Below are 25,417 nucleotides of genomic sequence, written 5' to 3'. Positions count from 1 at the left end.
TAGCCAGGGCAAACCCCAAAAACTCATTTAACTATTTATCTATTAAGCCATGAAAGCAACATTAATGAACCCATTCTCCTGGATCGTCAACCCAGCAAACATTGAAAATGCCAACCTAATCGCCGTACACATGAACGGTAAGATCTTGTGGGTTTCGGCGCGGGAAATCACACACCTGGAAGGCGAAGGCAATTACACATACATTCACACCCGCCAGGGCAAGAAACACCTTGTTTCCAAAACGCTGAAAGTGGTGGTGGAAATTTTAAATGTGAATTTTATCAGGATTCACAAATCATATATCGTTAATCCTATGTACGTTACGGCGCAGATCGAGCCGGACACGCTTCTGCTGAGCTGCGGTCGCAAGGTGCCTATTGCCCGAAGAAGAATGCGCGAAATCCAGGAAATGCTGGTAGGTGAATACGCTGCGGCATAGTGCTTATTAGGAAGGGATTTATAAAGTCAGCCCCGGGTTTCAGATCCGGGGCTTTTTGTGTCCGTGATCAGCGGGCACGGATATTTAAGCTTGTGCCGAAACCATTTAAACGAAGCATTCACTATGGCTAAGAAAGCGAAAAAGAAGGGCGGCACAAAAGCAAAAACCAGCGGTAAGAAAAAGAACAAATTAGGTGTGAAAAATTCCCTTGTCAACAACATCAACGCCCGCAAGAAAAAAGGAACTTCAAGGCCAAAAAGCAAAAAAACCGTGAGTAAGAAGTCGTATAGTAAGATGAAGAAGAACTGGGGTAAGGGGAAGAAGACCAGGAGCTAATCTTACTACACCACATTCCTAGGCTCGTCATGCATGAAACTTTCCAGGTTATCCGCTACCATTTGAAGCAGGCGTTTTCTTGCTTCGAATGAGGCCCAGGCTATGTGTGGGGTGATGATGCAGTTGGGGGCAGAGAGTAGGGGGTTATCGGCTTTGGGTGGTTCTGTTGATAGGACATCCAGTCCGGCTCCTGCTATGATGCCGTTTTTTAATGCTTCTGCGAGATCTGCTTCATTAATTAGCGGCCCGCGGCCGGTGTTGAGGATGATGGCGTTTCGCTTCATGCGAGCCAGGCGTTCTTTGTTGACGATTCCTTTTGTTTCGTCGGTTAACGGGCAATGCAGGCTTACGACATCACTTTTTTCAAAAACTTCTTCCAGAGAAACCATTTCGACGCCATCGGTAGGAGTCGGATGTTTGCGGTAAGCGATCACATTCATCCCGAATGCCCGCGCAATTTTCGCGACCTGCGATCCAATGTCACCCAGTCCGATAAGGCCCATTGTTTTTCCTGCCAGCTCTGTCAAGGGTGTTTTCCAATAACAAAAATCCGGTGAAGAAACCCATTCACCGGCAAACACGCTTTGGCTATGCAACTCGGCATGGTTAACAAGGGCCAACAGCAATGCGAATGTCTGCTGCGCGACAGAAGCCGGGCCGTAAGCCTTCACATTGGTGACTGTAATGTTGTGTTTTCGGGCAGCATTAATGTCAATGTTGTTGAAACCAGTCGCCATCACGCCGATATATTTCAAATTTGGCAACTGATCCAAAATCGCTTCATTAAGCACCACTTTGTTTACAAGCAACACTTCCGCATCTTTTGCACGCTCAACAATTTCATCATTAGCCGACCGATCATAAATCGTCACATTGCCAAGTTGCTGGATCGGTAACCAGTCCAGGTCGCCCGGATTTAATGTGTAGCCGTCGAGGATTGTGATGTTCATTTCAATGTATTGATTTTTGATTTTGAAATAACATAAAAAATCCTCCCCGAAACAAGGCTTGGGGAGGATTGATTCGAATGTTGCTGGTTCCCTAATTTTTAGGATCCGTACTGACTTTCCCTGCTCCTGCACCTTGCATTTGCATCGGGTTAGGGGCTCTTTTTTGTTGCTGCTGCTTGAAGATCTGGAACCTTGTTGGCGCTGCAATGCGTGGGAATGCGTTGTTTTCCGTGTCGATGTCTGCAATTTGCTGGTAAGGATCCAATGTCCATTGCACGACTTTCTTTTTGGTTGAAATTACCTTATTGATCTGAGCGTCATTAAAGCGCCAGATTTCGGCCGGGAAAACGGCTACGGAATCTGTGCCGTCTTCGAAGCCCATCTTAACGATCACGGGCATTGGTAATCCGCCTTTATTTTTAATAGATAAGGTGTAAAAATTGCTGTTTTCCTGGATCAGCGCTTTTTCATTATCTGTAAGCGATGCCATGTATTGGTCATATTTGTGCTTGTCCGCTTCGGTTACTTTGAATGGGTCATAGCGGTTGTAGAAATCGGCCATGGTGGAATCCTGGGCAACAACGGTTTCGCCTTTGGTTTTTGCATCTTGCATTTTGCTCATCGTTTGCTGCTTGCGGGCTGCTTCTTTGCGTGCGATTTCCTTTTCAATTTCTGGGTTTTGCGTATCAATGTTAAACCAATCCACACTCACCAAATCCTGATCCACAGGCTCGGTTCCATAAAACCAGCCTTTCCAGAACCAGTCCAGATCCACGCCGGATGCATCTTCCATAGTCCGGAAGAAGTCGGCTGGGGATGGGCTTTTGAATCTCCATCTGGTCGCGTATTCTTTGAATGCATGATCGAACAATTCGCGGCCCATAACGGTTTCGCGGAGAATGTTCAGCGCAGTTGCTGGTTTTGCATAAGCATTTGGTCCTAAGCCGATTACGTTTTCGGCGGAAGCCATAATAGGCGTTAACACAGATTTGTCTGACGACATATAATCCGTGATCTGGTTAGGTTCGCCGCGGCGGGTCGGGAAGTTGAAATCCCACTCTTTTTCAGCCAGATATTGACAGAATGTGTTCAAACCTTCATCCATCCAAGCCCATTGGCGCTCGTCGGAATTGACGATCATCGGGAAGAAATTGTGTCCAACTTCGTGGATAATCACCCCGATCATGCCATATTTCACGGCTTCGCTGTAAGTCCCGTCCTCTTCCGGGCGACCGCCGTTGAAGCTGATCATCGGATATTCCATTCCGCCGCCAGCTACGGAGTGACAAGAGATTGCAACCGGATAAGGATATTCAAATGTGCGCGCGCCGTAAGATTTCAATGTGTGCGCAACTGCGCGGGTCGAATATTGCTCCCAAAGCGGATTGCCTTCTTTTGGATAAATAGACATGCACCAGATCTTGCGGCCGCTTTTGTAAACATCACTTTGCATGGCGTCCCAGATAAATTTCCGGCTGCTAGCAAAGGCAAAATCACGCACATTATCTGCTTTGTAAATCCATGTTTTCTTCCCTGGGTTTTTGTTCTCGCGTTTCTCCGCTTTTTCTGCTTCGGCCTGAGTAACGATCAAAACGGGGGTTTTGGAAGTTTCAGCTTGTTTCAAACGTTGCTTTTGGGTTGCAGTAAGCACTTGTGCATAATTTTGGCATTCGCCGCTGGCTGCCACCACGTGATCGGCGGGAGCGGTGATGGCCACTTTGTAATTTCCGAAAATCAATGCAAACTCACCTTGTCCTAAAAATTGCTTGTGGTTCCAGCCATTAATGTCGTCGTAAGGCGCCAGGCGTGGGAACCAGTGGGCGATGAAATAATTGGCATTGCCGTCTTTTGGGAAAAACTCATAACCGCTGCGTCCGTAATATTCGGTAACATTATAAGTCCATTCCACACCAAAAACGTAGCTTGTTCCCGACTTCAATGTCACCGGCAAATCAATGCGCATCATGGTTCCGTTGATCGTGTAAGGCAACACTTTTCCAGCTTTGTCCTTCACCGAACCGATTTGATAACCATATTCAACATTCGGGTCAAGCGATGAGCCGCGGCCATTGTTCAATGCTGCGAGCTGAGCCGTTGACATTCCTTTTTCGCTTACCGAGCCTGTTCTGGAAGTGGCACCGATTCCGTCTTTTTTGAAAAGATTTTGGTCCAGTTGCAGCCAGATGTATTTCAGATCGTCCGGGGAGTTGTTGAAAAATGTGATGGTTTCGGAGCCGATGATTTTTCTTTTATCATCGTCCAGTTCCACTTTAATGTCATAATCAGCGCGGTTCTGCCAGTATTCACGCCCCGGCGCACCGGAAGCAGCGCGGGTTGAATTGGGTGTCGGAAGCATTGTGCCCAATTGTTCAAAACGGTCATTCGCTTTGTAATTGGGATTTGGAGGAAGTTGCTGCGCCATGGCAGAAACCGTAATAAGCAGGATCAGTAACGGGAGAAGTGCTCTTTTCATATTAGTTGGTTATTGAGAATAATGCAGGTTATTTAGGCTAAAAGGCTGTGCAGGAATTCGTTATTAATGATCAGTGAAAGCGACATGCCGACGATGATGCCGGATAAAATATGAATCCAGCTCAGGCGCTGTACGCGAAGGATCTCGATCATGAAAAATGCAATGGACAAAATGATAAAAACAATGATCAGCTGACCCAGTTCCAGTCCAACATTAAAACCCAGCAACGGACTTACAATGTCTGCTTCTTTGCCTAATAACGATCTCAGATAATTGGAAAAGCCCAGTCCGTGGATCAACCCAAAAAACAATGCGAGCGGATATCGGACCTTTGAAGCTTTTTCAGACTGGCTGAAAGACGCCTTTGGAACAACATAAAAGAAATTGAGAACAGCCGTAATGACAATGGTAACCGGGATGAGCAGCTCAATCCAGTCAGGGTTCACATTCACAAAACCCAATGTCGATAGCGCAAGCGTAATGGAATGACCGATGGTAAAAGCAGTAACCAAAACGATCACTTTTTTCCAGTCGATGAGCGTGTATACTGTGCAAAGCGCCATAATGAAAAGAATATGGTCGTAGCCAAGGGAATCGGTAATGTGGGTGAAACCTAGTTGTAGGTAAGCCTGGAATTCGGACATTAAGTAGTATTAAAATGAATTGGTATTTAAAAAAATACTTGTCAAGACAAAAAAGCGAATTCGAATATATTCTATTCGTGTCATTATTACAAGATGAAAGCTAATTACGAGTGTCTTAGCGACCTTTACCAAAACATCGGGTACAAAAAAAGACCGGAAGCATTTGCCTCCGGCCTTTCTAAATTCTGACACCAATTATATAAGACTATTATTTTTGAATTTCGTAGTTGGCATTTTGTGGGTCCCAGTTAGCCCATTTATCAGTCCAATCTGTTGCGCCGAATGCACCCACTACTGTGTTTGCTTCAAATCCTGCTGGCAATGTTGCGCCGCCGGTCAATAGAGCAGAACCTGTTGTTGGAAGAAGACCTGGTTTAGCCGTGATTGAGTTGTAACCAGTTGCCAGTTTAAGATCAGCAACAGCAGCCACTTTGTTTTTGCTAGCAGCAGGAGCGAAAAGCGCCAATGTAGTGCCTTCGATCACACCTTCTTTCGGAGTTCCGGTGATAGCCACTGTATTTCCGTCCATTTTGATTTTTCCGGTTGTGAAGTTGGCGATTGTGGTTTCATCCTGAATCCTTACAGCCGAACGAGGCCATTCACCGGTTACCAATGTGTTATAAACAGAGATCGCAGAGTTTCTTCTGATACGCATTGCAGAGGCAAATTTCGCATTAGGCGTTCCGTCAGCCATTGCAATCGTAACATTTGCAAATTTAGCCGAAGTCTGAGGCATTGCACCTGTTCCCGTACCATCGTTATCAGACTCAAAACCATTTGAATCACCAGCCTGATCAGCTACTGCCGGGTCACGAAGGATGAAACCATATTGAATGTTTCCTGAGAAACCGTTATCCGTATCAAAATCATCATCCAAACCGCGGTAAGCGATCAAGTGCTTTGCATTAACAGCTCCACCAAACCATTCGTAAGAATCGTCGCCTGAGTAAGAAACCTGTACATAATCAACCTCTGTTCCTGAACCTACACCACCGAATGTAAGACCATTGATCTCCTTATCCGTTTCATAAGCGATACCAGCAAACTCGATACGCACATATTTAAGTTGTCCCGAATTGTCAGCTGCGTCCGTTCCACCAAATTTAGATTGGTTTTCTCCTTCAATTACCGCGTCTGGCTTGTTAACAGGCGCTTTTCCAAGGATGATCAATCCACCCCAGTCACCTGCTTTACGTTGTCCGGCTGGTTTGTTTGAAGTAAAAATGATAGGCTTGTCAGGCGTTCCTACTGCTACGATCTTCGCTCCCGGCAAAATGATCAGAGAGCCTTTTTGTACGCCGTCCCCTTTAATAATGGTTCCTGGCTCGATATTCAATGTTACGCCGGATTCTACATAAACAAATCCTGAAAGCAGATATTGGTTGGAAGCAGACCACGTCGTGTTTGCGGTAATTTTTCCTGTAACGGTTTTCATTTCTCCTACCGGAGTTACAATGATATCATCGTCATCATCTTCGTCATCGTTTGTACAAGAGATCGATCCGAACATTGTAAGCCCTAACATCAGCAAGCTCAAAAGTTTACCTGTGTTTTTCATAAATTCAATTGTTTGTTTTTCAGTTTTAAAGTACTCTGGTGATAAAAAGAGCCGGTTTACGACTTGTGGTTATTAGAATTTGTAATTGATTCCGATGGTTGAGTAGCTGCCTCTGCGGTAACTTTGATACGACTCATCCACGCTGGTGATTTTTTGATCCTGGTTGCTATCCTGGATCAGGCGGAAGCGCTGGTTAAGCAGATCCTGGATTCCCAATTTGATTTCAAGATGTTCTCCCAAAGCCTTCACAATGTTTAAATCGATCACGTTTCTTGCCATTTCATAAACGGTTGGCTGCAAATCGCGGTCACCCACGAGGAAGATCCTGCGTCCTACGACATTGTAAAGTGCATTCACCTGCCAGCCGCGGTTCACATCGTTGTAATAAACTCCTGCATTGATCAGGTAAGGTGATTGTCCTTGCAGCTGACGGTCGTTTTCTTGTCCTGCAAAGCCTGTCAATACATTGCTATTGATCACAGATGCATTCAGCAATACGCTCAGGTTATCCACGAATGGAGAAACGGTTAGATTTTTAAGTGATTTGCGCAGTTCAATTTCAGCACCATAAGTGTAAGCAGACTTAGCATTATCCACATAGAATGAGACACCTGAACCTGCGTAGCGGATACGTGTTTCGATCGGGTTAACAAAGTGCTTGTAGAATGCCGCGACCGAGATCATTTCACCATCTTTCGGATAAAACTCGTAACGCAGGTCAACGTTCTGGATCGAAGGCGTTTTCAGATTCGGGTTACCAACGCGGGACACATCGAAGTTAAAGTCATAGTAAGTAAATGGCGCCAGCTCGCGGAACTCAGGGCGGTTTACCGAAACTGAGTAAGCCAGTCTCACCAATGATTTTTCAGTGAAGTTGTAAGCCAGGTTAGCCGAAGGCAAGAAGCGGAAAATCGGGTTGTTCACGCGGATACGTTCGCCGCTGCCACGCTGTCTGCTTTGCAGTTTCTGAATGTTGTTCTCAACACGGAGGCCAACCGAAACATTGAATTTTTTGGTAAAAGGAATGTAAGAACCTACGTAACCTGCCATTAATGTGTTTTGGGCAGTGTATTTATCATCTGTGTTGGTTCTTTCTGCGTAGTAAAGCAGATCTCTTCCAATATTTTGTGAGTCAAAAAGCTGTGCTGGTGCCTGCCCAAGCAATTCTTGCGAAGCATTGCCTGAGTTGGTCAAGTTGAACCATCTTGCTTTGAATGCTCTGTCCTTCATTTCACCGTAAGCACCTGCACGAAGTTTGATCTGCATGCTTTCGTCATCTTCATACGCGCTGCGTTCGAAACGGTGTTCAAGATCGGCGCGGAATGAGCTTGTGTATTCGGTTAGTTCAGAGTAAAATCTCGCTCCTCTTGTCAAGCTCGCGTTGCTTCCCGGAACAAGTTCCACCTGGAAAGGGCCGGTGGAGCCTATCGGACGGGTTGAAATAAAGCGGCGGTAATCCGGTTCGCTGCGGATGGTCGTTCCCAATGCGCCAAGCCATTTCAATGTTGTATGTGCGCCCAGCTCGTGCGTTCCGCCTAATTGGCCTGAGTAAATGCTCTTCGACTCGTAACGGAATGCGTAGTTCTGCACTTCAACGTCATTGTCTGTATTGTAACCCTGACGGAAGTTGGTCTCTTTGTTAGAAAGCTGGTTGAACAGGTTTCTGAATTCGATCTTGTGATTCGGGTTAATGATCAATGCCCAGTTAGACATCACGCCCAGGCGGACATTGTTTTGATACAATTCATCCTGATATGAGCTTTGAATGTCTGATTTCTGTTTTTCAGTATTAAAGCTCAGGTAACGGAATTGTGTTGTTGGTAAAAACTGGTGTGTAGATGAATAGTTGACATTGTTAAATGTGGTCAACTTCATATTCCCAAGCTCGAATTTGTGGTTGTAACCCAAAGAAGCGCGCAAGTCAGGTGTTACTGATTTTGATTTCAAATCATAAAACTCCGGCAGGTTGCGGAATGCATTCAATGTTGCGTCCGAAGGCCCGTTTTCGTTCTGCAATCTTTTTGTCGAGGGGAAACCGTTTGGAAGTGCTCTGTCCGGGGCACCGAAACCAGTCCAGTCCAACGATGAACCTTTGTAATCAAGTACATTCTTGAATGTTGTGTTTCCGCGGTAACCGCCCGTTAAGCTGAATGTAAATCCGTTGTCGTCGGGGATTGTTTTTGTATAAATTTTAATAATCCCGCCTGCAAATTCACCTGGCAATTCAGGAGCGCCGGATTTGTAGATCATCATCCGGTCAATGGCCGTGCTTGGAATTAAGTCAAATGAGAAAGATTTTACGTCAACCTCTGTTGAAGGCGTGATCGCATCATTCAACATTACGGTGTTATAGCGCTCGTTCAAACCGCGGATAATGACGAAGCGGTCGTCTTGGATGGAGACACCCGGCACGCGGCGAACCACTTGGGAAGCATCACGGTCCTGCGACTTCTGGATTTGCTGCGCAGAAATACCAACGGCAATTTGCTCAGCCTGCTTGATTTCGGTGATAACGGAAACGTCGGTGAAGGATTGACGTTGTCCTACGATCTTAACCTCTTCCAGGTTCGCCACATCTTCCTCAATGGTTGTGTTGATGAGGACGGCCTGATTTGGGTAAACTTCAATCGCAATTTCTTTCGGCTTGTAAGAAACGTAGCTTACGATAACCGTTTGCTTTCCTGTGGGGATATTCTGAATGTCGAAATTTCCTTCAACATCTGTTGCTGTTCCGATGGGAGGAGTGGAGCCTTTTAAAACAACGCTGGCCCCGATGACAGCTTCTTTGGTCTTGTAATCAACAATGTTCCCCTTAATCGAACCCGTTTGGGCGTATACCAATGTGGTAGTCAGAAGGAAAAATAAGAGAGAGGTAATTTTTAAGTTCATGTCTTGTGTCAGAATTATTTTCTGATACAAAAGTAGACTGCCAATATTACCTCAATGTTACCCCCATGTTATGGCTCAGTTATTTCGAAATATGGTTTTTTATTAAAAATCAGGCACTTACTCAATAATTCCGTTTCCTTCACCGGTCGCAAAATTATCGAGATCATAAACAAAACCATTGATGACCGCATACTTCACAACGGCCCCTTTTTTGAGGATAAAAGTGGCTGTATTGCCCAGTCCCGGCGTGCCGGAAGGCGCAGCCTGGCCGCTTCGTAGCACGTGTAAGGGAGTGGTGGTGAAATAAAGTCCGAGCGCACGTGTGTTGGAATCGGGCGTGAGGCGCACATAGGTGTAACCTTGTTTGAGCAGGCTTAATGCATTGAGTTTGCTGACCTCGCTTACATTCTTATAAGTGGTAGGATATACTTTTCCTTTTTCAATGGTTAACCCGGTGGCGTCAATTTCCTGGCTGCCGAATTGCGGGTGCAGGTCGCCGAAGTCTTCTATTTTGCTGTAATAAAAAAATTTGGTGGCATTGGAATAACTTACTTCGTTGCGATTGATGCCCAGATCTGCCAAAAATGATTTTCCTGACTGTTTCACCGTTGCATTACGCACCACGAGATCATAAACCCATCTGCCGTTTTCCGGGATTTTGTAATAATCATCGCGCTTTTCCTTGGTAAGTGAGTTGTCGGCGATTTTATCAAGAGCAGAAAGGATCGCCATGAAATTGAGTTTCCTGATGTATTGTTTTTCTGGATCTCCTACATAGCCACCGGATTCGATCAGGACCAATGTTGTGCCCCATTTCTGCACATTATCACCAAAGCCACGAGGTTCATGATCGTCGGAATAGCGTGCGACCTGGCCGGGAATGTATTTTTGCAAAATCTTATTCATGCCCACGATCAGCTGCATGGAACGCTCGCGGACCGGGTTAATATTTAGCTCGTAATCATACGAAGTCGCCAGGAAAGAAATGGTCGCAACTTTGGCGCTTCTGCCAGCCGAATAACGTGGGCTTTGGTCGTGCAGGTTGAAGCCGTAATCGGGTTTTAATTTGTCTACCAATCCTTTCAACACAACTGCTTCCGGCGTTTGGCGCGAAGCCGCATCGCGGTTCATATCCACGCCCTGCATGGTGCGGCGCTGGTAACGTTCGGCACCGTCGGGGTTGAGCATTGGGACAAAATATAAGGTCGTGTTTTCGAGAAGTTCTTTACGGAAATCATCAAAACCATCATTTTTGCCTTCCAGGAAATTAAAGATATCAAAGCTCGCCATGGTTGCAGTGGGCTCGTCACCGTGCATTTGCGTCCATAGGAGCACTTTTTTCTTGCCGTTCCCCACTTTGATCATTTGCAATGTCCTTCCTTCAAATGATTCTCCGACGGTTTCAATCTTATAAAGCGGGTTGCCCTGGCGTTTGGCAATGAGTGGAAGAATGTCTTTTTGTTTAAATCGGCGCTGCGTTAATGTAGTCTCGCGGTAAGTGTCGTGAACTTTAAAAAGCCGGTTCGGCAGCTCTTCGGATTGTGCCTGGGATGTAACGGTGGTCAAGGTAATTAGAAAGAAAAATAGTTGTGAAATGAAAATTCTCATGATCATACAAAGCCGTTTTGTAATCGCAATGTACAAGAATTTTCTAAGCAAATTTTAATGTAATATTTGTTCGCATGCTTTCTACTTCTAGCAAATATTACTTACATTTGTGCATGTTTAAAGCTGAAACAAATCATCATTTTCATCAAGGCCATCTGGCTTTCGGACGTCTTGGGTGATGTGTTTTTGCAAGTAGTGTTGTAATAAGGTTGAATACATAGTATCCCAGAAGCCCGATTTTCAAAAATCGGGCTTTTTTTGTTTTGCCTCAAACCACATTGAATGAAAACAGTCATTATAAAATATAACGCCGGCAATGTGCAGTCGGTGATGTATGCGCTGGACCGCATTGGTGCAAGTTACCTGTACACCGATGACGAAGAAGAGATCCGTTCGGCGGATAAGGTAATCTTTCCGGGCGTGGGAGAGGCGAGTACTACGATGAATTACCTCCGGAAAGTCGGGCTGGATAAGGTCATTCCGACATTAAAGCAGCCTTTCTTCGGCACTTGCATTGGTATGCAGCTTATGTGCCGGTTTTCGGAGGAAAATAATACCGAATGCATGGGCATTTTTGACGTGGATGTGAAACGCTTTCCCGCAACGCCCGACTTGAAAGTGCCGCATATGGGATGGAACAACATTACCGGCTATAAAACCGCGCTTACAACCGGTTTGCCCGACGATGCTTATGTTTACTTCGTCCATAGTTACGCGGCGCCGGTTTGCGAATACACCGTGGCGAGCTGCGAATATGTGCTGCCATTCAGTGCCATGTTACATAAGGACAATTTTTATGCTGCCCAATTCCACTGTGAAATCAGCGGCGACGCGGGGCAGCAGATCCTCAAAAACTTTTTAGACATTATATAAACCCTGCATAATGATTGAAATAATACCAGCCATTGACCTGATCGAGGGAAAGTGCGTGCGCCTTACCCAGGGAGATTACGGACAAAAAACCATTTACAATGAAAATCCCCTTGAAGTTGCTATGCAATTTCAGGATGCCGGACTGAAACGTTTACACCTCGTGGATCTGGACGGTGCAAAAGCCAAGAAAGTGGTGAACTGGAAAGTTTTGGAAAAAATTGCTTCTAAAACTTCACTGCATGTTGATTTTGGCGGAGGCGTTCAGTCGGATGAAGATTTAAAAGCAGTTTTTGAAAGTGGTGCAAAACAAGTTACAGGCGGAAGCATTGCAGTAAAAAATCCCGAACTTTTTATGAGCTGGCTTTCGGTTTATGGTGGTGAAAAGATCATTCTGGGAGCCGATGCGAAGAAGGAAAAAGTGGCGGTGAGCGGCTGGGAAGAGGGGACGGAGATCTGGGTTTATGATTTTGTTGAAAATTATGTTGATAAAGGTGTAAAATACACGATCAGCACGGATGTGGCAAAGGATGGTTTGCTGCAAGGGCCATCATTTGACCTATATAAAAATTTGCAGGATAAATGTCCTGACTTGAAAATCATCGCCAGCGGCGGAATAAGCGGTTTGGAAGATGTGGAAAAGCTGGCGGAAATGAACATTTACGGCGTCATTATCGGAAAAGCGATTTACGAAAACCGGATTAAATTGACTGATTTACAGCGATTTTTGAATTGATATGCTAACAAAACGAATCATTCCATGCCTCGATGTAAAAGACGGGCGGACGGTTAAGGGAGTCAATTTTGTGAATCTGCGCGATGCTGGCGATGCGGTGGAGTTGGGCGCATTGTATGCGGCACACGGCGCGGATGAGCTTGTGTATCTGGATATTACCGCGACTGTTGACGGTCGTTCCACATTCATTGACCTGGTCAGGAAAGTGGCGCACACGATCAACATTCCCTTTACGGTTGGCGGCGGCATTTCGTCCATTGCGGATGTTTCTGCATTGCTGCACGCCGGTGCTGACAAGGTTTCGATTAATTCGGCTGCCGTTAAAAACCCGGATCTGATCAATGAGCTTTCGCTTGAATTCGGCAGTCAATGCATTGTGGTAGCGATAGATACGCGTTACATTGAGACCGAAAATGGTCAGGAGCACATTGTGCACACGCATGGCGGCCGCAAGCCTACCGAACTGCGCACCATTCCGTGGGCGAAAGAAGTGGAAGATCGCGGCGCAGGTGAAATTTTGCTGACCTCAATGGATACGGACGGAACCAAGGCAGGATTTGCATTGGAACTCACGGCCACAATCAGCGGCAATGCCAACATTCCAGTGATCGCCTCCGGCGGGGCGGGAAATATGGAGCATTTTTATGATGTTTTCACCGCCGGAAAGGCTGATGCAGGCCTTGCGGCAAGCATTTTCCACTTCCGGGAAATTGATATTCCGGATTTGAAAAAATACCTTCACGACAAAAAACTTCCCATCCGCATGACGCGCTGATGCGGGATTTTGTCAACTATTACCGGCATAATCCATTAAAATAGCCGGAAAGAATGCAACTTTGTCCAAATGACCGATTTAAAATGAGCGATACATTTTCAACAATTGATTTCGATAAATCACCGGACGGACTCGTGCCGGCCATTATCCAGGATTCCAATACAAGCAAAGTGCTGATGCTCGGTTATATGAACCAGGAAGCACTTGAAAAGACGAAAGAGCTTGGTACGGTGACGTTTTTCAGCAGAAGCAAGCAAAGGCTTTGGACCAAGGGTGAAACCTCCGGCAACTTCCTTTTTGTGAACGAAATAACCGCAGATTGTGACGGTGATACGATCCTGATCAAGGCAACGCCTGCCGGTCCAACCTGTCATACCGGAGCGGATACATGCTTTGGGGAAAAAAATAGTCAGGATGCCCGAATCGGGGAAGCGTCTTTTCTCAACTACCTGCAAAAGGAAGTGATCCGGGAAAGAAAATTAAATCCGCAGGACGAATCCTACACTAGCAGCCTGTTTCGCAAGGGGATCAATAAAATTGCGCAGAAGGTTGGAGAAGAAGCGGTGGAAGTTGTGATCGAATCCAAGGACGACGATGCGGACCTTTTTAAAAATGAAGTGTCCGATTTGCTTTTTCACCTTCTGGTGTTGCTGGAACAGAAAAACATTGACTTAGATGAGGTAATTGGCGTACTTCGTAGCCGTCACCAATAAAAACGGACACATTATGAGACTAATAATACGACTATTAATCAGCACATTAGCTATTCTTATTGCGGCTAATTTGATTCCAGGCGTCGTTGTGGCAAGCACCACTACGGCCATTATTGTCGCCATTGTGCTGGGAATCCTGAACACCTTCCTGAAACCTGTGTTGCAGATTCTGGCCTTGCCCATCACGATCATGACGCTGGGACTTTTCTATTTTGTAGTCAACGTTTTTATTATTTACATTGCCACTTACCTGGTTTCAGGATTCTCTATAGACGGATTTATTCCCGCATTACTCTTCGGCCTCGTCGTTTCTATTATTTCCGGAATTCTTGGTATGTTTTTGGATTAGTGTATTAATTCAGCTCCGTAAGAGCCTTAAATTGATACACATGATTGAAAATTACTGCTTATGATTAGTCAACTAGAGGAAATTAAGGACACGCTTTTCAGGTACTTTGAAACCCGTATCGATTTATTCAAAATTGAAACGAGGGACAAGATCGAACGTGCGGTTGTAATGGCGCTGTATGGTGCCATTTTACTTTGTATCGCCCTCACAGTGCTTATCCTGATGGTAATTCTGCTGGGGACCTTTCTGAACAAATGGCTCGACAGCGACTATTTGGGTTATCTGATATTACTGGGCGTTTTTGTTTTAAAACTTGTAATCTGGATTGTTTTCAGGGAAAAACTCATTCAGTTTATCCGTGGAATTATCGTTCGTTTTGTTAAAGTAAAAGAGGATTAACACTTAAGAAATGGTATTTTGGGGAAAAATTCACTCAAATTGCTATTTTTGGGTTCCTTTTGAAAATTTCTCAGGTCATCATTAAACTAAAAAATGAAATGAGTTCTTCAATAGATTCTTCCGTAAAGATTACTAAACCATTCTCTTCCGATACGGATAAAGATAAGCAAGACCTCCTGTTGGACGCTGATCTTTACAAGGACAAGCTGGAATTGCAATGGAGCGGTCTTAAAACGGATGCAACGGAATATGGCAAGAAGGCGTTGATCATTGGCGGCGTTGTGGCAGCTACATATGTTGTGATGAACGCGGTGCTGCCTAAAAGTAAAAAGGAAAAAAGAGCAGAGAGAGAAGAGGCAGCTGAGACGCAGGCTTTCAAAGCAGGTGAAGAAAAGCAAAAAAGCAAATTTGCGGTTGGAGCAGCCGTTCAAAGTTTAGCCTGGACATTGGCTGTGGGATGGGCGCGCCAGAAGCTAAAAAATATAATTGCAGATGAAAGAAAAACCGAATGAAAACAGCGAATCATAAAATCGCAGACCTCCTTTCAGCAAGAAAAATAGAGAAAAGGAAATCGTTTGCTGTTCTCTTGGATCCTGATAAAGTTAATTTCTCCACTTTTCCGAAATTCCTGGAATATGCGGCCGGGCATGGCGTTGACTTTTTTTTTGTAGGAGGAAGTCTTATTACCAATTACGCCATAGACCAGCTCATTGCAGCTATACACGAGCACACTGACATTCCTGCTATCCTTTTCCCAGGAAGCAGTCTACACATTGATCCTTCCGCAGACGCTGTGCTGCTGCTTTCGCTTATTTCGGGTCGGAATCCGGAACTGCTTATAGGGCAGCACGTTATTGCAGCGCCTTTGTTAAAAAGAAGCGGGATTGAAGTTTTGCCTACGGGTTATCTTTTAATAGAAAGCGGAAGGCTTACAACTGTCTCATACATAAGTAATACAACGCCTCTGCCACGTGACAAACCCGGCATAGTAGCATGTACAGCATTAGCTGGCGAATTTCTCGGACTAAAACATATTTTTCTGGATGCAGGAAGCGGGGCACAATTTCCAGTGACTGCTGAAACCATCAGGGCGGTACGCGAGACTGTGGATACACCTATTATCGTCGGCGGCGGCATTGACTCCTATGAGAAAGCCGATGCAGCCCTTGGCGCAGGAGCGGATGTAATCGTGGTGGGTAACGGAATAGAACAAAACCCTGATCTGCTTCCCGAGGTCGCAGCGTGTGTAAAGGCTTTCAATAGAAAAACAGAAAGTGTTTAAAGAAACAATTAGGGATTTTATTGTACAAAATAAAGGGATTTGGGTGTTTTCTAAGGAAATTTTAAGTTCTTGGAAAAATACAATAGCAAAGGTTGGGAATATTCAGATTAATACTGCTACATTTGTATCGAACCTTAATTACACCCAAGAAATGAAAAAAATATTTGCACTTGCGTTTGTTGCCGGGATGGTAACTTTCGCTGCTTGTACTAGCAAACCAGCTGACGAATCTGCTGATACTACTGCTGTAACTGTTGAAACTCCTGCAATTGACACAACTGTTGTTGATTCAATGGCAACTGATACAGCTGCTGCTGATTCAGTGAAGTAATTAGACGTACAAGTCGAAATTCGTGAAAAGCGCTATGAAAATAGCGCTTTTCTTTTTTTATTTAAGGAATGAAAAACATATCCTTCGGCCTCCATGTTCCTCAGGCGGCAATCGCATATTGCGAGGAGTTACATAAACTTTATAAGTTCGATTTCTTTCTCTCGCGCCCCCGGCGCACCCGATTGGGCGATTTCACGGTGAGACCAGGTTATGTTCCCAGAATCACGGTTAATGTTAATCTCAATCCCTATAATTTCCTCATTACGTACTTGCATGAAGTGGCGCATTGCGTGGTGCATGTGAATTACAAAGTGCGGCTCAGGAAGCGTGTTGCGCCGCATGGGACAGAGTGGAAGCGGGAATTTGGCAAATTATTGCAACCGGTTCTCAACGAAAATCATTTCCCGGCAGATATTCTTGAAGCATTAATACGTTATGCTAAGAGCCCAAAGGCCTCAACAGGCGGTGACCAGATTCTCTTTAACGCGATACGGAAATATGATGATCAAGAGCTTAATTCGTCCAGAATAGCGCTGGTCCAGCTGAATGAAGGCAGTAATTTCGTTTTTCAGAACAGGTTGTTTGTCCGTGGGTCGCTCAGGAGAACACGTGTGCTGTGCACGGATAAAGCATCCCAGCGTCTTTACACCATTCCAGCCCATGCATTGGTTGAAGCATGTTAATGTGCGTAGTCGTCTGATCCATTCAGTTCTCTGCTGTTTGGGCATACTCATTTCTTTTTCTTCCAAAGCACAGGAAAAATCGATTCTTTCAACCGGGAACTGGTTCAAACTGGCAATTAGTGAAACGGGCATCCATCGTGTAGATCCTGCTTTTTTACGAAAACTCGGGGTTAACCCTGCCGAAATTGATCCGAGGCAAATCCAGATTTACAGCCAAAAATCGGGCATGCTGCCTCAGCCTAACATTGCATTGAAATCTAATGCTTTGATGGAAAATGCAATATGGGTTCCAGGGGAAGAAGATGGCAAACTGGATGGTAGCGACGCCATCTATTTCTTTGCCGAAGGTCCACACGAAATTACCTATGATTCTGCAAAAGCCGAGTTAAAGCATCAGATTAACATTTACACAGATTCCAGCTATTATTTCCTCACTTACGGTCAGAAAACCGGATTAAGGGTGAAGCCTTTAGTAACAATTACATCTCAAAAGTCCAGGTTGATAACCCAGTTTGATGATTACTGGTTTCACGAAGCAGAGACTTATAATCTGCTGAAATCGGGGAGGGATTGGTGGGGGGAATATCTTGGCAATGCACCGCTCACGTATACGGCTGATATTCCCGGGATTGTGCCCGCTTCAAATATAAAATTGCGCACCTCCGGGATCGGTGCGGCACAGACCGCTACCAAATTTCTCTGGCAGCTCAACGGCAAGCAAGCAGGTGAATCGGCGATTGGAACGGTTAGCGCGGGAACATACGACATTAAAGCATTGCGGTCCGATGCCACATTCATCATCAATGCGGATGCTACGCGGCCCGATACAATAACAGTTGGTGTAACATATGAGCGCAACGGGCAGGGTTCCGCACAAGGTTATCTGAACTACATAGCGCTGCATACAAAGCGGCAGCTCCGGCAATATGGTAACCAGCAAGTTTATCGCTTTTTGTCGGAATCTTCGGATACAGTCACTTATCAATTCGGTAATGCGAATTCGGAATGGTTGCTCTGGAATGTAAGCAATGCCCAAAATCCTGCGGTTGTTAGTCAAAATATTCAGAATAACATATTGTCCTTTACAACGACCGGTGGAAAAAGCAGCAGACAATATATTGGCTTTAAAACAGACCTGGCAATGGAGCCTGTTTTCTCAGAAAAGGTAAATCCGCAGAACATTGCCGGAAATGCAACGCCGGATTTGCTGATCGTAACGCCAGTGGCCTGGAAGCGCGAAGCGGAGCGGCTGGCTGCATTCAGGGAGAGTAATGACGGACTGGAAACGCTGGTTGTTACAACGGACGAAATTTACAATGAGTTTGGCGGTGGAAAGCCGGATTTGACCGCTGTCAGGGATTTTACAAAACATTTATACAGTCAGGATCCGGACAAGCTCAAATATCTGCTATTGTTCGGCGACGCGTCATTTGATTATAAAAACAACCTGAAAAACCAGTCGGTATTTCAACAAAAAAGCTGGGTGCCGGTTTATGAAAGCCGGGAATCCCTAAATCCGGTTTATACATTTTCTTCTGATGATTATTATGGGTTCATGAAGGACAACGAAGGTGCCTGGCCTGAATCTGTGGCCGGTGATCACACGGTCGACATCGGCGTGGGCAGGTTGCCGGTAAAATCACTATCCGAAGCACAACTTATTGTAGATAAGCTGATCCGATATGGATCTTCCTGGCGTTCGCTTGGCAATTGGAGAAACAATGTTCAGTTTGTAGCTGATGATGGAGACGGTAACATTCACCAGCGCCATGCAGACGAACTGGCAAGTTTGATACAAACCGATTTTATGTCTTCCCGTGTTTTCATTGATGCATTCCCGCAGAACACAGGCACGGAAGGACAGAAAGCGCCCGCCGTCAATCAGGTCCTTAACAAAAAAATAAACGAAGGAACATTAATCCTGAACTACACGGGACACGGCGGAGTTAGCGGCTGGGCAGAAGAACAAGTTCTTACGCTGGCTGATATGCAGTCGGCACGAGGCATGGACAATTTGCCATTATTATTTACAGCAACTTGTGATTTTGGGCGTTACGATGATCTGGGCTTGGTTTCAGGAGCGGAATTGATGGTTTTAAGCCCAAAAGGCGCAGCCATCGGCGCCATCAGCACCACGAGGCCGGTTTATTCGAGCACCAATTTTACGCTAAGCCAGGCATTTTATAGAGCGTTATTAGAAAAAAGCCCTGACAGAAGGTTAGGTGATATTTTTAAAGAGACCAAAAACAAAGCACTGGTAGGCAGCTTGAACCGGAATTTTACATTGCTGGCGGACCCATCCATGCAACTCGCACGAGCGCAGAAAGGCATCAGGTGGGCCGAAAAGCCCGATACATTGCGCGCTTTACAAAAAGTGCAGCTGAGAGGACAGGTTTACGATGCGGTTACCACTTTAAAAGACAGCAAGTTTGAGGGTGAGGCGCGCATTGTATTATATGATAAGCAGATCTCGTTCAAAACGTTGGGTAATGAGGGTAAACCGGAAACTTATTCAGAGTTTCGCAGCAAATTGTTCGATGGCAGTGTAATGGTTAAAGGAGGGGAATTTATTTGTGAATTTGTGATGCCAAAAGATATTGATTACCGCGTGGGGATTGGCAGAGCAAACGTTTATGCTGTCCGGGCAGACAGTCTTGCGGACGCAAGCGCGCAGCTTGACGTAATCATAGGCGGCAGCGCAGCTCCTGAAACGGACAAAACACCTCCGAAACTGACGGCATATATCAATGATGCTTCGTTTAAAGACGGAGACGTGATCGAGCCGTCTGCTACATTATATATAACGGCCAGCGATGAGAATGGGATCAGCATTTCAAATGCGGGAATCGGGCATAATATCACGCTGGTTATAAATGATACGACAACGATAATCCTGAACGATTACTACACAGCTGCTACCGGTGATTACCGGCAGGGTGTCATCACTTATCCGTTTGAAAACTTGCCAACCGGTAAATATCTTATTCGAGTAAAAGTCTGGGATACTTATACTAACTTTTCCGAAATTGCGTTCGGTTTTCAAGTAGGTGCATTCAAGGGCATCCAACTCAACACGCTGAAAGTATATCCAAACCCATTCGATAAAGATCTGTCATTTGAACTGACCCACAACAGAGTAAATGACGATGTAGAAATAGTTTTTAATTTAATATTAAACAATGGGCAGTCTCTGGGACAATTCCGCAGGCAATATTACAACACGGAGGCAACCGTCAAAGGAACTTTTGACGTCACTCAGGCTGGATATTGGATACCAAACCTCACTTCGCTTGTGTATCAACTAAGCATCAGGTCCTTAAAAGATAATTCCAGAGACGAGCGATCGGGAAAGCTGATCCGTTCTCCATAGTTTAATAAAACTTATCATTTTTTTAGTAATAACTATCTTTCATTGTATTTTTGACCCTTTAAAGAAGCTGATTCAAAGCACTTCCTATCGCAAATCCAATTTCTATGAGACTTTTTTTTGTTAGTTTATCTTCTCTCTTTATTCTTTCAACGGGTACTATTTTGGCCCAGACCACACCATCAAGCACACAAAGAATTCCACATTCTCCGCTTTCGTTTTTAACATTTGCCCCTGATGCCAGAAGTGCCGCCATGGGGGAAGTTGGTGTAGCAATCAGTCCTGATGCAAATTCTACATACTGGAATGCTGCAAAACTACCTTATAATACAAAGGATTTGGGTGTGTCGGCGTCGTACACACCTTGGTTAAGAAATTTGGTTGACGATATGTGGTTGGGTTACCTCACCGGATACAAGAAACTGGGCGACAAACAAGCCGTTGCAGTTTCAGTTAATTATTTCAACAATGGCGAGCTGGATCTAAGAACTTCAACCGGTGCCCAGAATGGATATTACAACTCACGCGAACTGGCTGTCAGTGGAACTTATTCACGCCAGTTAGGAAAAAACTTCTCGATGGGTTTGACATTAAAATACATTTCTTCGAACCTGGCGGCATCTGGTGTGATCGCAGGAGCTTCTCTATCCCCTGCACGAACTGCCGCGGGTGATATCAGCGCATTTTATAGAAAGGCATTGAGAAACGAAGAAACAGGGGGCGAGTTTGTATGGACACTGGGTGCGGTGCTTTCTAACCTGGGTGGTAAAGTAAGCTACTCTTCGGTTGCTGGTTCGGAAAACTTTATTCCTACTAACCTGAAACTTGGTGGCGGGATCTCATTCACAGCAGACGGACGTAACCGTTTCAATTTCGGCCTGGATGCGAGGAAGCTAATGGTGCCAACGCCGGACGGAACAGACATTAATGCGCGTCCGCTTTTGAAAGGTGTGTTCGGATCGTTCTCCGATGCTCCTGATGGATTCAAAGAAGAATTGCAGGAAGTAGGATTGGCGATCGGTGGTGAGTATGTGTACAATAATATCTTCGCATTGCGCGCCGGTTACAATACAGAGCATAAGAACAAAGGCGATCTTAAATATTTTACAGCTGGTGCAGGAGCTCATTTCATGGACAGATATTCTGTTGACTTCGCGTATCTTTTCCCTGTTACACAAGGAAGCCCATTGGCTCAGACGCTTAGGATCACGCTTTCTCTTGGCTTAAACAAGTCGGAAAAGCTTGATGTGAACGACACAGAGAACTAACAGCAGTTAGAAATTTACTTTTTCAGAACGAATGGCGTAATTGTAACGTCATTCGTTTTTTATTACTCAACATAGCACATGACCATTGACCGCACCATCGCTCCGGAATTTCGGGTTATAAATTCTGTACACCTGCCAGACCCACAAACTTACAATCTTGACAATGGCACCTCACTGCATGTCATCAACATTGGCGATCAGCCGGTGATCAGGCTGGAATGTATTTTTGAGGCGGGGAATTGGTACGAGAAAGAGATCGGTGCTTCGTTTTTCGCCATTAAAATGCTTTCCGAAGGAACGCTTACCAAAACTTCCGCAGAGATAAGCGAAGCGTTTGACAGAATCGGCGCATTTACCGAGATGACCCACACCGCCGACCGTATAGGAATCGTCGTTTATGCACTTTCTCGATTTTTGCCAGACATTTTGCCTCTGGTCAGTGAGCTTATTCACGATGCCGTTTTCCCACAAAAGGAATTTCAGGACCTGAAAAATATCAACATCCAGAATTTGCGGGTTAACAAGGAAAAGAATGCTTATCTGGCGACAACCGCGTTCCGTGCGAAGCTTTTTGGCAGCAATCACCCTTATGGGCAAAGCCAGGAAGAGGAGAACATTATGTCCCTTTCTATCGAAGCGATTAAAGAGCATTACGGGCAATTTGTTAAGAACGGGAAATTTACGGTTGTACTTGCAGGGCAGGTGACTGAAAATGATATAAAGGTGGTCAACGAGCACCTTGGAACAGTTAATACAGAGAGCCAAATTTCACCGGTTAAGGACGTTCCGCAGCCCGTTTATGCGAATGTGGAGGAGCTTGTTGAGCGACCAGACAGTGTGCAGTCGTCGATTCGCATGGGGCGGAAGCTCTTTAACCGCCATCACCCGGATTACTTCAAAATGCTGGTGACCAATGAGATTCTAGGAGGGTATTTTGGCTCGCGGCTAATGAAGAACATCCGTGAAGAAAAGGGCTTGACTTACGGCATTTCATCCCATCTCGTGACCTTGCGCAAGGAGGGATATTATATGATCGGGACTGATGTGAAAAAGGAGTTCACGCAGCAGACCATTGACGAGATCAAAAAGGAGATATACCGTTTGCAGACCGAGCTGGTAGGTGAGGAAGAGCTCCAAACCGTCAAAAATTTCATGGCCGGGGAATTCGCCGGATCGCTGAACACCGCATTTGAAGTAGCCGATCGTCAGAAGATTTTATTGCTTGATGGTTTGCCAACGGATTTTTTCAAACATTACATTGAACAAATCCACGCTACAACCAGCGATGATGTCTTATCTATGGCTGTCCAATATTTACAGCCCGAAGATATGCTTACGGTTATCGCAGGCGGAAAATAATTACGATCTGTCCAGGGCCTTTTTATATTCTCTGAGACATCTTTCCCTCGCCATTTTGTGATCCACCATTGGTTCCGGGTATTCGTCTGTGCCATATTCCGGAACCCACTTTTTGATGTATTCTTCTTTGGGATCAAACTTTCTGGCCTGCGCCTCGGGATTGAAAATCCGGAAATAAGGTGCAGCGTCCGTGCCGGATCCGACAGCCCATTGCCAACCACCATTATTAGCGGCCAGATCATAATCCAGCAACTTTTCCGCGAAATAAGCTTCTCCCAGCCGCCAGTTGAGCAGCAAATGTTTGGCTAAAAAGCTCGCTACAACCATCCTAACGCGGTTGTGCATAAAGCCGATTGCATTCATCTGCCGCATGCCTGCGTCCACGAGCGGATAACCGGTTTTGCCATCACACCATTTTTGAAATGCGTCCTTGTCGTAACCCCAGTTAATGTCGTCATAAGGTGCTCTGAATGCTTTGCCTTTCCCAACGTGCGGAAAGTTGGAAAGGATTTGCTGGTAAAATTCTCGCCAGATCAACTCATTGAGATATAGGTTGCTATGCTTTTTTGCAAATCGGGCCAACTCACGAATGCTTACCGTGCCAAATCGTAAATGTATGCCAATGCGGCTGGTGCCTTCCATGGCGGGGAAATCTCTTGCTTTTTCATAGTTTTCGAGCAGTTCGGCGGAAATCTTGCTGGAAGGAAAATCCGTGTCCGTGCTTTTAAAACCCATTGTTTGAAGCGTAGGGATTGTAGAGCCCGACCATTTCAGGAAATTTTCAAAATACTTTTTATTGGGGTAAGAAGAAAGGTAAAAGTCGTTGCATTTTTCCCTCCACATCCTGCTGTAAGGCGTAAAGACGGTGTAAGGCGTGTTTTGTCCGCTGAGTATTTCTTTTTTTTCAAAAATAACCTGATCCTTGTAGGCTTTCAGTTCCGCATTTTGTGCGCGCAGAATTTTGGCCACGGCCGTGTCTCTTTCGTTTGCATATGGCTCATAGTCTGTATTGGTAAACACCTCGGCAATATTGTATTTTTCGCTTAGCTCCTTCCAGACATCGGTTGGGTGCCCATAAAAAGTCAGAATATCGGAGCCGACTGTTTGCAGTTCTTTTTGTATTGCTAGAATATTTTGATGAATGAATGTCAGACGCTTATCTTCCTTGTTATCAAGGTCATCCAGGATTGTTTTGTCAAAAATAAAAACGGGAACAACGAGGTTTCCAGAACGCAATGCATAATATAAACCTGCGTTATCATGCAATCTCAAATCCCGGCGAAACCAAAACAATGTGATTTTTTCTTTTGTTTTTAAGCTCATGATTCAAAATGCAAGAATAGTATGCCAAACGGAAAGCAACTTTGTATAAATACGAAGTAAAGATTTTTTTGGATGTCCCGGATTTGTAACAGCCGTCTGTTTACTTTGTGTTCTCATTAATCCTTAATCCATGAAATTACAACTAACACTACTTCTCAGCGTCTTCAGCTTCGCTGTTTTTGGTCAGAAAAATGCAGATAAACAGGAATGGAAGCAGCTTTTCAATGGTAAAAATCTCGACGGCTGGGACATTAAAATCCGAGGCTACGAACTGAATGATAATTACCTGAACACCTTCCGCGTGGAGGATGGCAAAATGGTCGTACGCTACGATAAGTATGATGACTTCAAGCAAAAATATGGTCACATTTTCTACAAAGGTGATTTTTCATACTATCGCATTTCAGTTGAATATCGTTTCGTAGGCGAGCAAGCTCCAAAGGGAGAAGGCTGGGCCTGGCGGAATAGCGGCATTATGGTGCACGGCCAACCGGCTTCAACAATGGGCAAGGATCAGGATTTTCCGGCTTCCATTGAAGTTCAGCTGCTGGGCGGCAACGATAAAAAACGCACAACTTGCAACCTATGTACGCCAGGGACCAATGTGGTGATGAATGGAAAATTGATTACGCAACATTGCGTGACTTCCACATCGCAAACTTACAATGGTGATCAATGGGTAAAAGCAGAGGTGCTGGTGCTTGGCGATTCGCTGATCCAGCATTTTGCGAATGGTGAAATGGTTTTGGAATACAATAAACCGCAATTAGGTGGCGGAAATGTAAGCGGCAATGATCCGTCGCTCATGATCGCCGGAAAATTATTGGATCACGGCTCCATCTCCCTGCAAAGCGAAAGCCATCCGGTGGAGTTCAGGAAGGTTGAGATTTTGGACTTAAAAGGCTGTATGGATCCTAAGGCTGCTAATTACAAGTCTTACTATGTGAAGGCGGATAATAGTAAGTGTAGTTACGGGAAAAAGTAAGTTTATACTAGTAGCCTGTCAGCCTGAGCGAACCGGCGAACCGGCCGCTCAGGCTGACAAGCTATTAAGCCGCTCAGGCT

General features: G+C 45.1%; 23 protein-coding genes. 16 read left to right on the top strand and 7 right to left on the bottom strand.

Going from position 1 to position 25,417, the window contains the following annotated elements; genetic code table 11:
• Positions 1–49 precede the first annotated feature (49 nt).
• The gene (locus B5X68_RS23025) at positions 50–439 is read left to right on the top strand and encodes a LytR/AlgR family response regulator transcription factor (protein WP_229208534.1); all 390 of its coding nucleotides are present in this window, start codon (positions 50–52) and stop codon (positions 437–439) included.
• Positions 440–562: 123 nt separating this feature from the next.
• On the top strand, positions 563–775 hold the full coding sequence (locus B5X68_RS23020; RefSeq protein ID WP_082217107.1) for a hypothetical protein: 213 nt from the start codon (positions 563–565) through the stop codon (positions 773–775).
• Between the two features lie 5 nt (positions 776–780).
• On the opposite strand, the gene B5X68_RS23015 is transcribed toward B5X68_RS23020, so the two are convergent.
• The 6 genes from B5X68_RS23015 to B5X68_RS22990 form a co-directional block, all read right to left on the bottom strand.
• Positions 781–1,725 carry a D-2-hydroxyacid dehydrogenase gene (locus tag B5X68_RS23015; RefSeq protein ID WP_082217106.1) on the bottom strand — a complete coding sequence of 315 codons (945 nt, stop codon included), beginning with the start codon at positions 1,723–1,725 and terminating at the stop codon, positions 781–783.
• A 91-nt stretch (positions 1,726–1,816) separates the two neighbouring features.
• Positions 1,817–4,198 carry a M1 family metallopeptidase gene (locus B5X68_RS23010; RefSeq protein ID WP_082217105.1) on the bottom strand — a complete coding sequence of 794 codons (2,382 nt, stop codon included), beginning with the start codon at positions 4,196–4,198 and terminating at the stop codon, positions 1,817–1,819.
• 32 nt (positions 4,199–4,230) lie between these two features.
• The gene (locus tag B5X68_RS23005; RefSeq protein WP_082217104.1) at positions 4,231–4,842 is read right to left on the bottom strand and encodes a HupE/UreJ family protein; all 612 of its coding nucleotides are present in this window, start codon (positions 4,840–4,842) and stop codon (positions 4,231–4,233) included.
• 208 nt (positions 4,843–5,050) lie between these two features.
• Entirely contained in the window at positions 5,051–6,400 is a 1,350-nt protein-coding gene (locus tag B5X68_RS23000; protein ID WP_082217103.1) for a beta-helix domain-containing protein, read from the bottom strand.
• 72 nt (positions 6,401–6,472) lie between these two features.
• Positions 6,473–9,289, bottom strand: a complete 2,817-nt coding sequence (locus tag B5X68_RS22995; protein ID WP_082217102.1) for a TonB-dependent receptor — start codon at positions 9,287–9,289, stop codon at positions 6,473–6,475.
• Between the two features lie 117 nt (positions 9,290–9,406).
• Positions 9,407–10,897: a M14 family zinc carboxypeptidase gene (locus tag B5X68_RS22990; RefSeq protein ID WP_262485879.1), complete on the bottom strand. Its 1,491-nt coding sequence runs from the start codon at positions 10,895–10,897 to the stop codon at positions 9,407–9,409.
• Positions 10,898–11,179: 282 nt separating this feature from the next.
• On the opposite strand from B5X68_RS22990, the gene hisH reads away from it, so the two are divergent.
• The 13 genes from hisH to B5X68_RS22925 all read left to right on the top strand — a co-directional run bounded on the left by hisH (position 11,180) and on the right by B5X68_RS22925 (position 23,029).
• Positions 11,180–11,770 (top strand): imidazole glycerol phosphate synthase subunit HisH, encoded by a 591-nt coding sequence (hisH, locus tag B5X68_RS22985; protein ID WP_082217100.1) that lies wholly within the window; start codon positions 11,180–11,182, stop codon positions 11,768–11,770.
• A 10-nt stretch (positions 11,771–11,780) separates the two neighbouring features.
• Positions 11,781–12,503 (top strand): 1-(5-phosphoribosyl)-5-[(5-phosphoribosylamino)methylideneamino]imidazole-4-carboxamide isomerase, encoded by a 723-nt coding sequence (gene hisA, locus B5X68_RS22980; RefSeq protein ID WP_082217099.1) that lies wholly within the window; start codon positions 11,781–11,783, stop codon positions 12,501–12,503.
• A gap of 1 nt (position 12,504) precedes the next feature.
• On the top strand, positions 12,505–13,278 hold the full coding sequence (hisF, locus tag B5X68_RS22975; protein ID WP_082217098.1) for an imidazole glycerol phosphate synthase subunit HisF: 774 nt from the start codon (positions 12,505–12,507) through the stop codon (positions 13,276–13,278).
• Between the two features lie 83 nt (positions 13,279–13,361).
• Positions 13,362–13,991 (top strand): bifunctional phosphoribosyl-AMP cyclohydrolase/phosphoribosyl-ATP diphosphatase HisIE, encoded by a 630-nt coding sequence (gene hisIE, locus B5X68_RS22970; protein ID WP_082217097.1) that lies wholly within the window; start codon positions 13,362–13,364, stop codon positions 13,989–13,991.
• A 13-nt stretch (positions 13,992–14,004) separates the two neighbouring features.
• Positions 14,005–14,340, top strand: coding sequence for a phage holin family protein (locus B5X68_RS22965; protein ID WP_082217096.1), 336 nt, complete (start codon positions 14,005–14,007; stop codon positions 14,338–14,340).
• 60 nt (positions 14,341–14,400) lie between these two features.
• A complete protein-coding gene (locus B5X68_RS22960; protein WP_082217095.1) occupies positions 14,401–14,739 on the top strand; it encodes a phage holin family protein in 339 nt (112 codons plus the stop codon).
• A 98-nt stretch (positions 14,740–14,837) separates the two neighbouring features.
• The gene (locus tag B5X68_RS22955) at positions 14,838–15,251 is read left to right on the top strand and encodes a hypothetical protein (protein WP_082217196.1); all 414 of its coding nucleotides are present in this window, start codon (positions 14,838–14,840) and stop codon (positions 15,249–15,251) included.
• Positions 15,248–16,021: a phosphoglycerol geranylgeranyltransferase gene (locus tag B5X68_RS22950; protein ID WP_082217094.1), complete on the top strand. Its 774-nt coding sequence runs from the start codon at positions 15,248–15,250 to the stop codon at positions 16,019–16,021. The genes B5X68_RS22955 and B5X68_RS22950 overlap by 4 nt, the downstream gene beginning before the upstream one ends.
• Positions 16,014–16,352 carry a hypothetical protein gene (locus tag B5X68_RS29275; protein ID WP_229208533.1) on the top strand — a complete coding sequence of 113 codons (339 nt, stop codon included), beginning with the start codon at positions 16,014–16,016 and terminating at the stop codon, positions 16,350–16,352. Before B5X68_RS22950 ends, B5X68_RS29275 begins: the two co-directional genes overlap by 8 nt.
• Positions 16,353–16,420: 68 nt before the next feature.
• Positions 16,421–17,035 carry a hypothetical protein gene (locus B5X68_RS22940; RefSeq protein ID WP_229208532.1) on the top strand — a complete coding sequence of 205 codons (615 nt, stop codon included), beginning with the start codon at positions 16,421–16,423 and terminating at the stop codon, positions 17,033–17,035.
• Complete coding sequence (porU, locus tag B5X68_RS22935) at positions 17,013–20,405, top strand: type IX secretion system sortase PorU (protein ID WP_082217093.1); 3,393 nt, start codon at positions 17,013–17,015, stop codon at positions 20,403–20,405. Before B5X68_RS22940 ends, porU begins: the two co-directional genes overlap by 23 nt.
• Positions 20,406–20,509: 104 nt before the next feature.
• Complete coding sequence (porV, locus tag B5X68_RS22930; RefSeq protein ID WP_082217092.1) at positions 20,510–21,670, top strand: type IX secretion system outer membrane channel protein PorV; 1,161 nt, start codon at positions 20,510–20,512, stop codon at positions 21,668–21,670.
• 78 nt (positions 21,671–21,748) lie between these two features.
• Entirely contained in the window at positions 21,749–23,029 is a 1,281-nt protein-coding gene (locus tag B5X68_RS22925) for a M16 family metallopeptidase (protein ID WP_082217091.1), read from the top strand.
• On the opposite strand, the gene B5X68_RS22920 is transcribed toward B5X68_RS22925, so the two are convergent.
• The gene (locus tag B5X68_RS22920) at positions 23,030–24,352 is read right to left on the bottom strand and encodes a cryptochrome/photolyase family protein (RefSeq protein WP_082217090.1); all 1,323 of its coding nucleotides are present in this window, start codon (positions 24,350–24,352) and stop codon (positions 23,030–23,032) included. It abuts the gene before it with no gap.
• 130 nt (positions 24,353–24,482) lie between these two features.
• On the opposite strand from B5X68_RS22920, the gene B5X68_RS22915 reads away from it, so the two are divergent.
• A complete protein-coding gene (locus tag B5X68_RS22915; protein WP_082217089.1) occupies positions 24,483–25,337 on the top strand; it encodes a 3-keto-disaccharide hydrolase in 855 nt (284 codons plus the stop codon).
• Positions 25,338–25,417: the final 80 nt, after the last annotated feature.

This window comes from Dyadobacter psychrophilus (genome assembly GCF_900167945.1).
In the GTDB taxonomy this organism is placed as follows: Bacteria; Bacteroidota; Bacteroidia; order Cytophagales; family Spirosomataceae; genus Dyadobacter; species Dyadobacter psychrophilus.
Note: the sequence above shows the minus strand (reverse complement) of the source record. Positions and strands in the feature narration are given on the sequence as shown.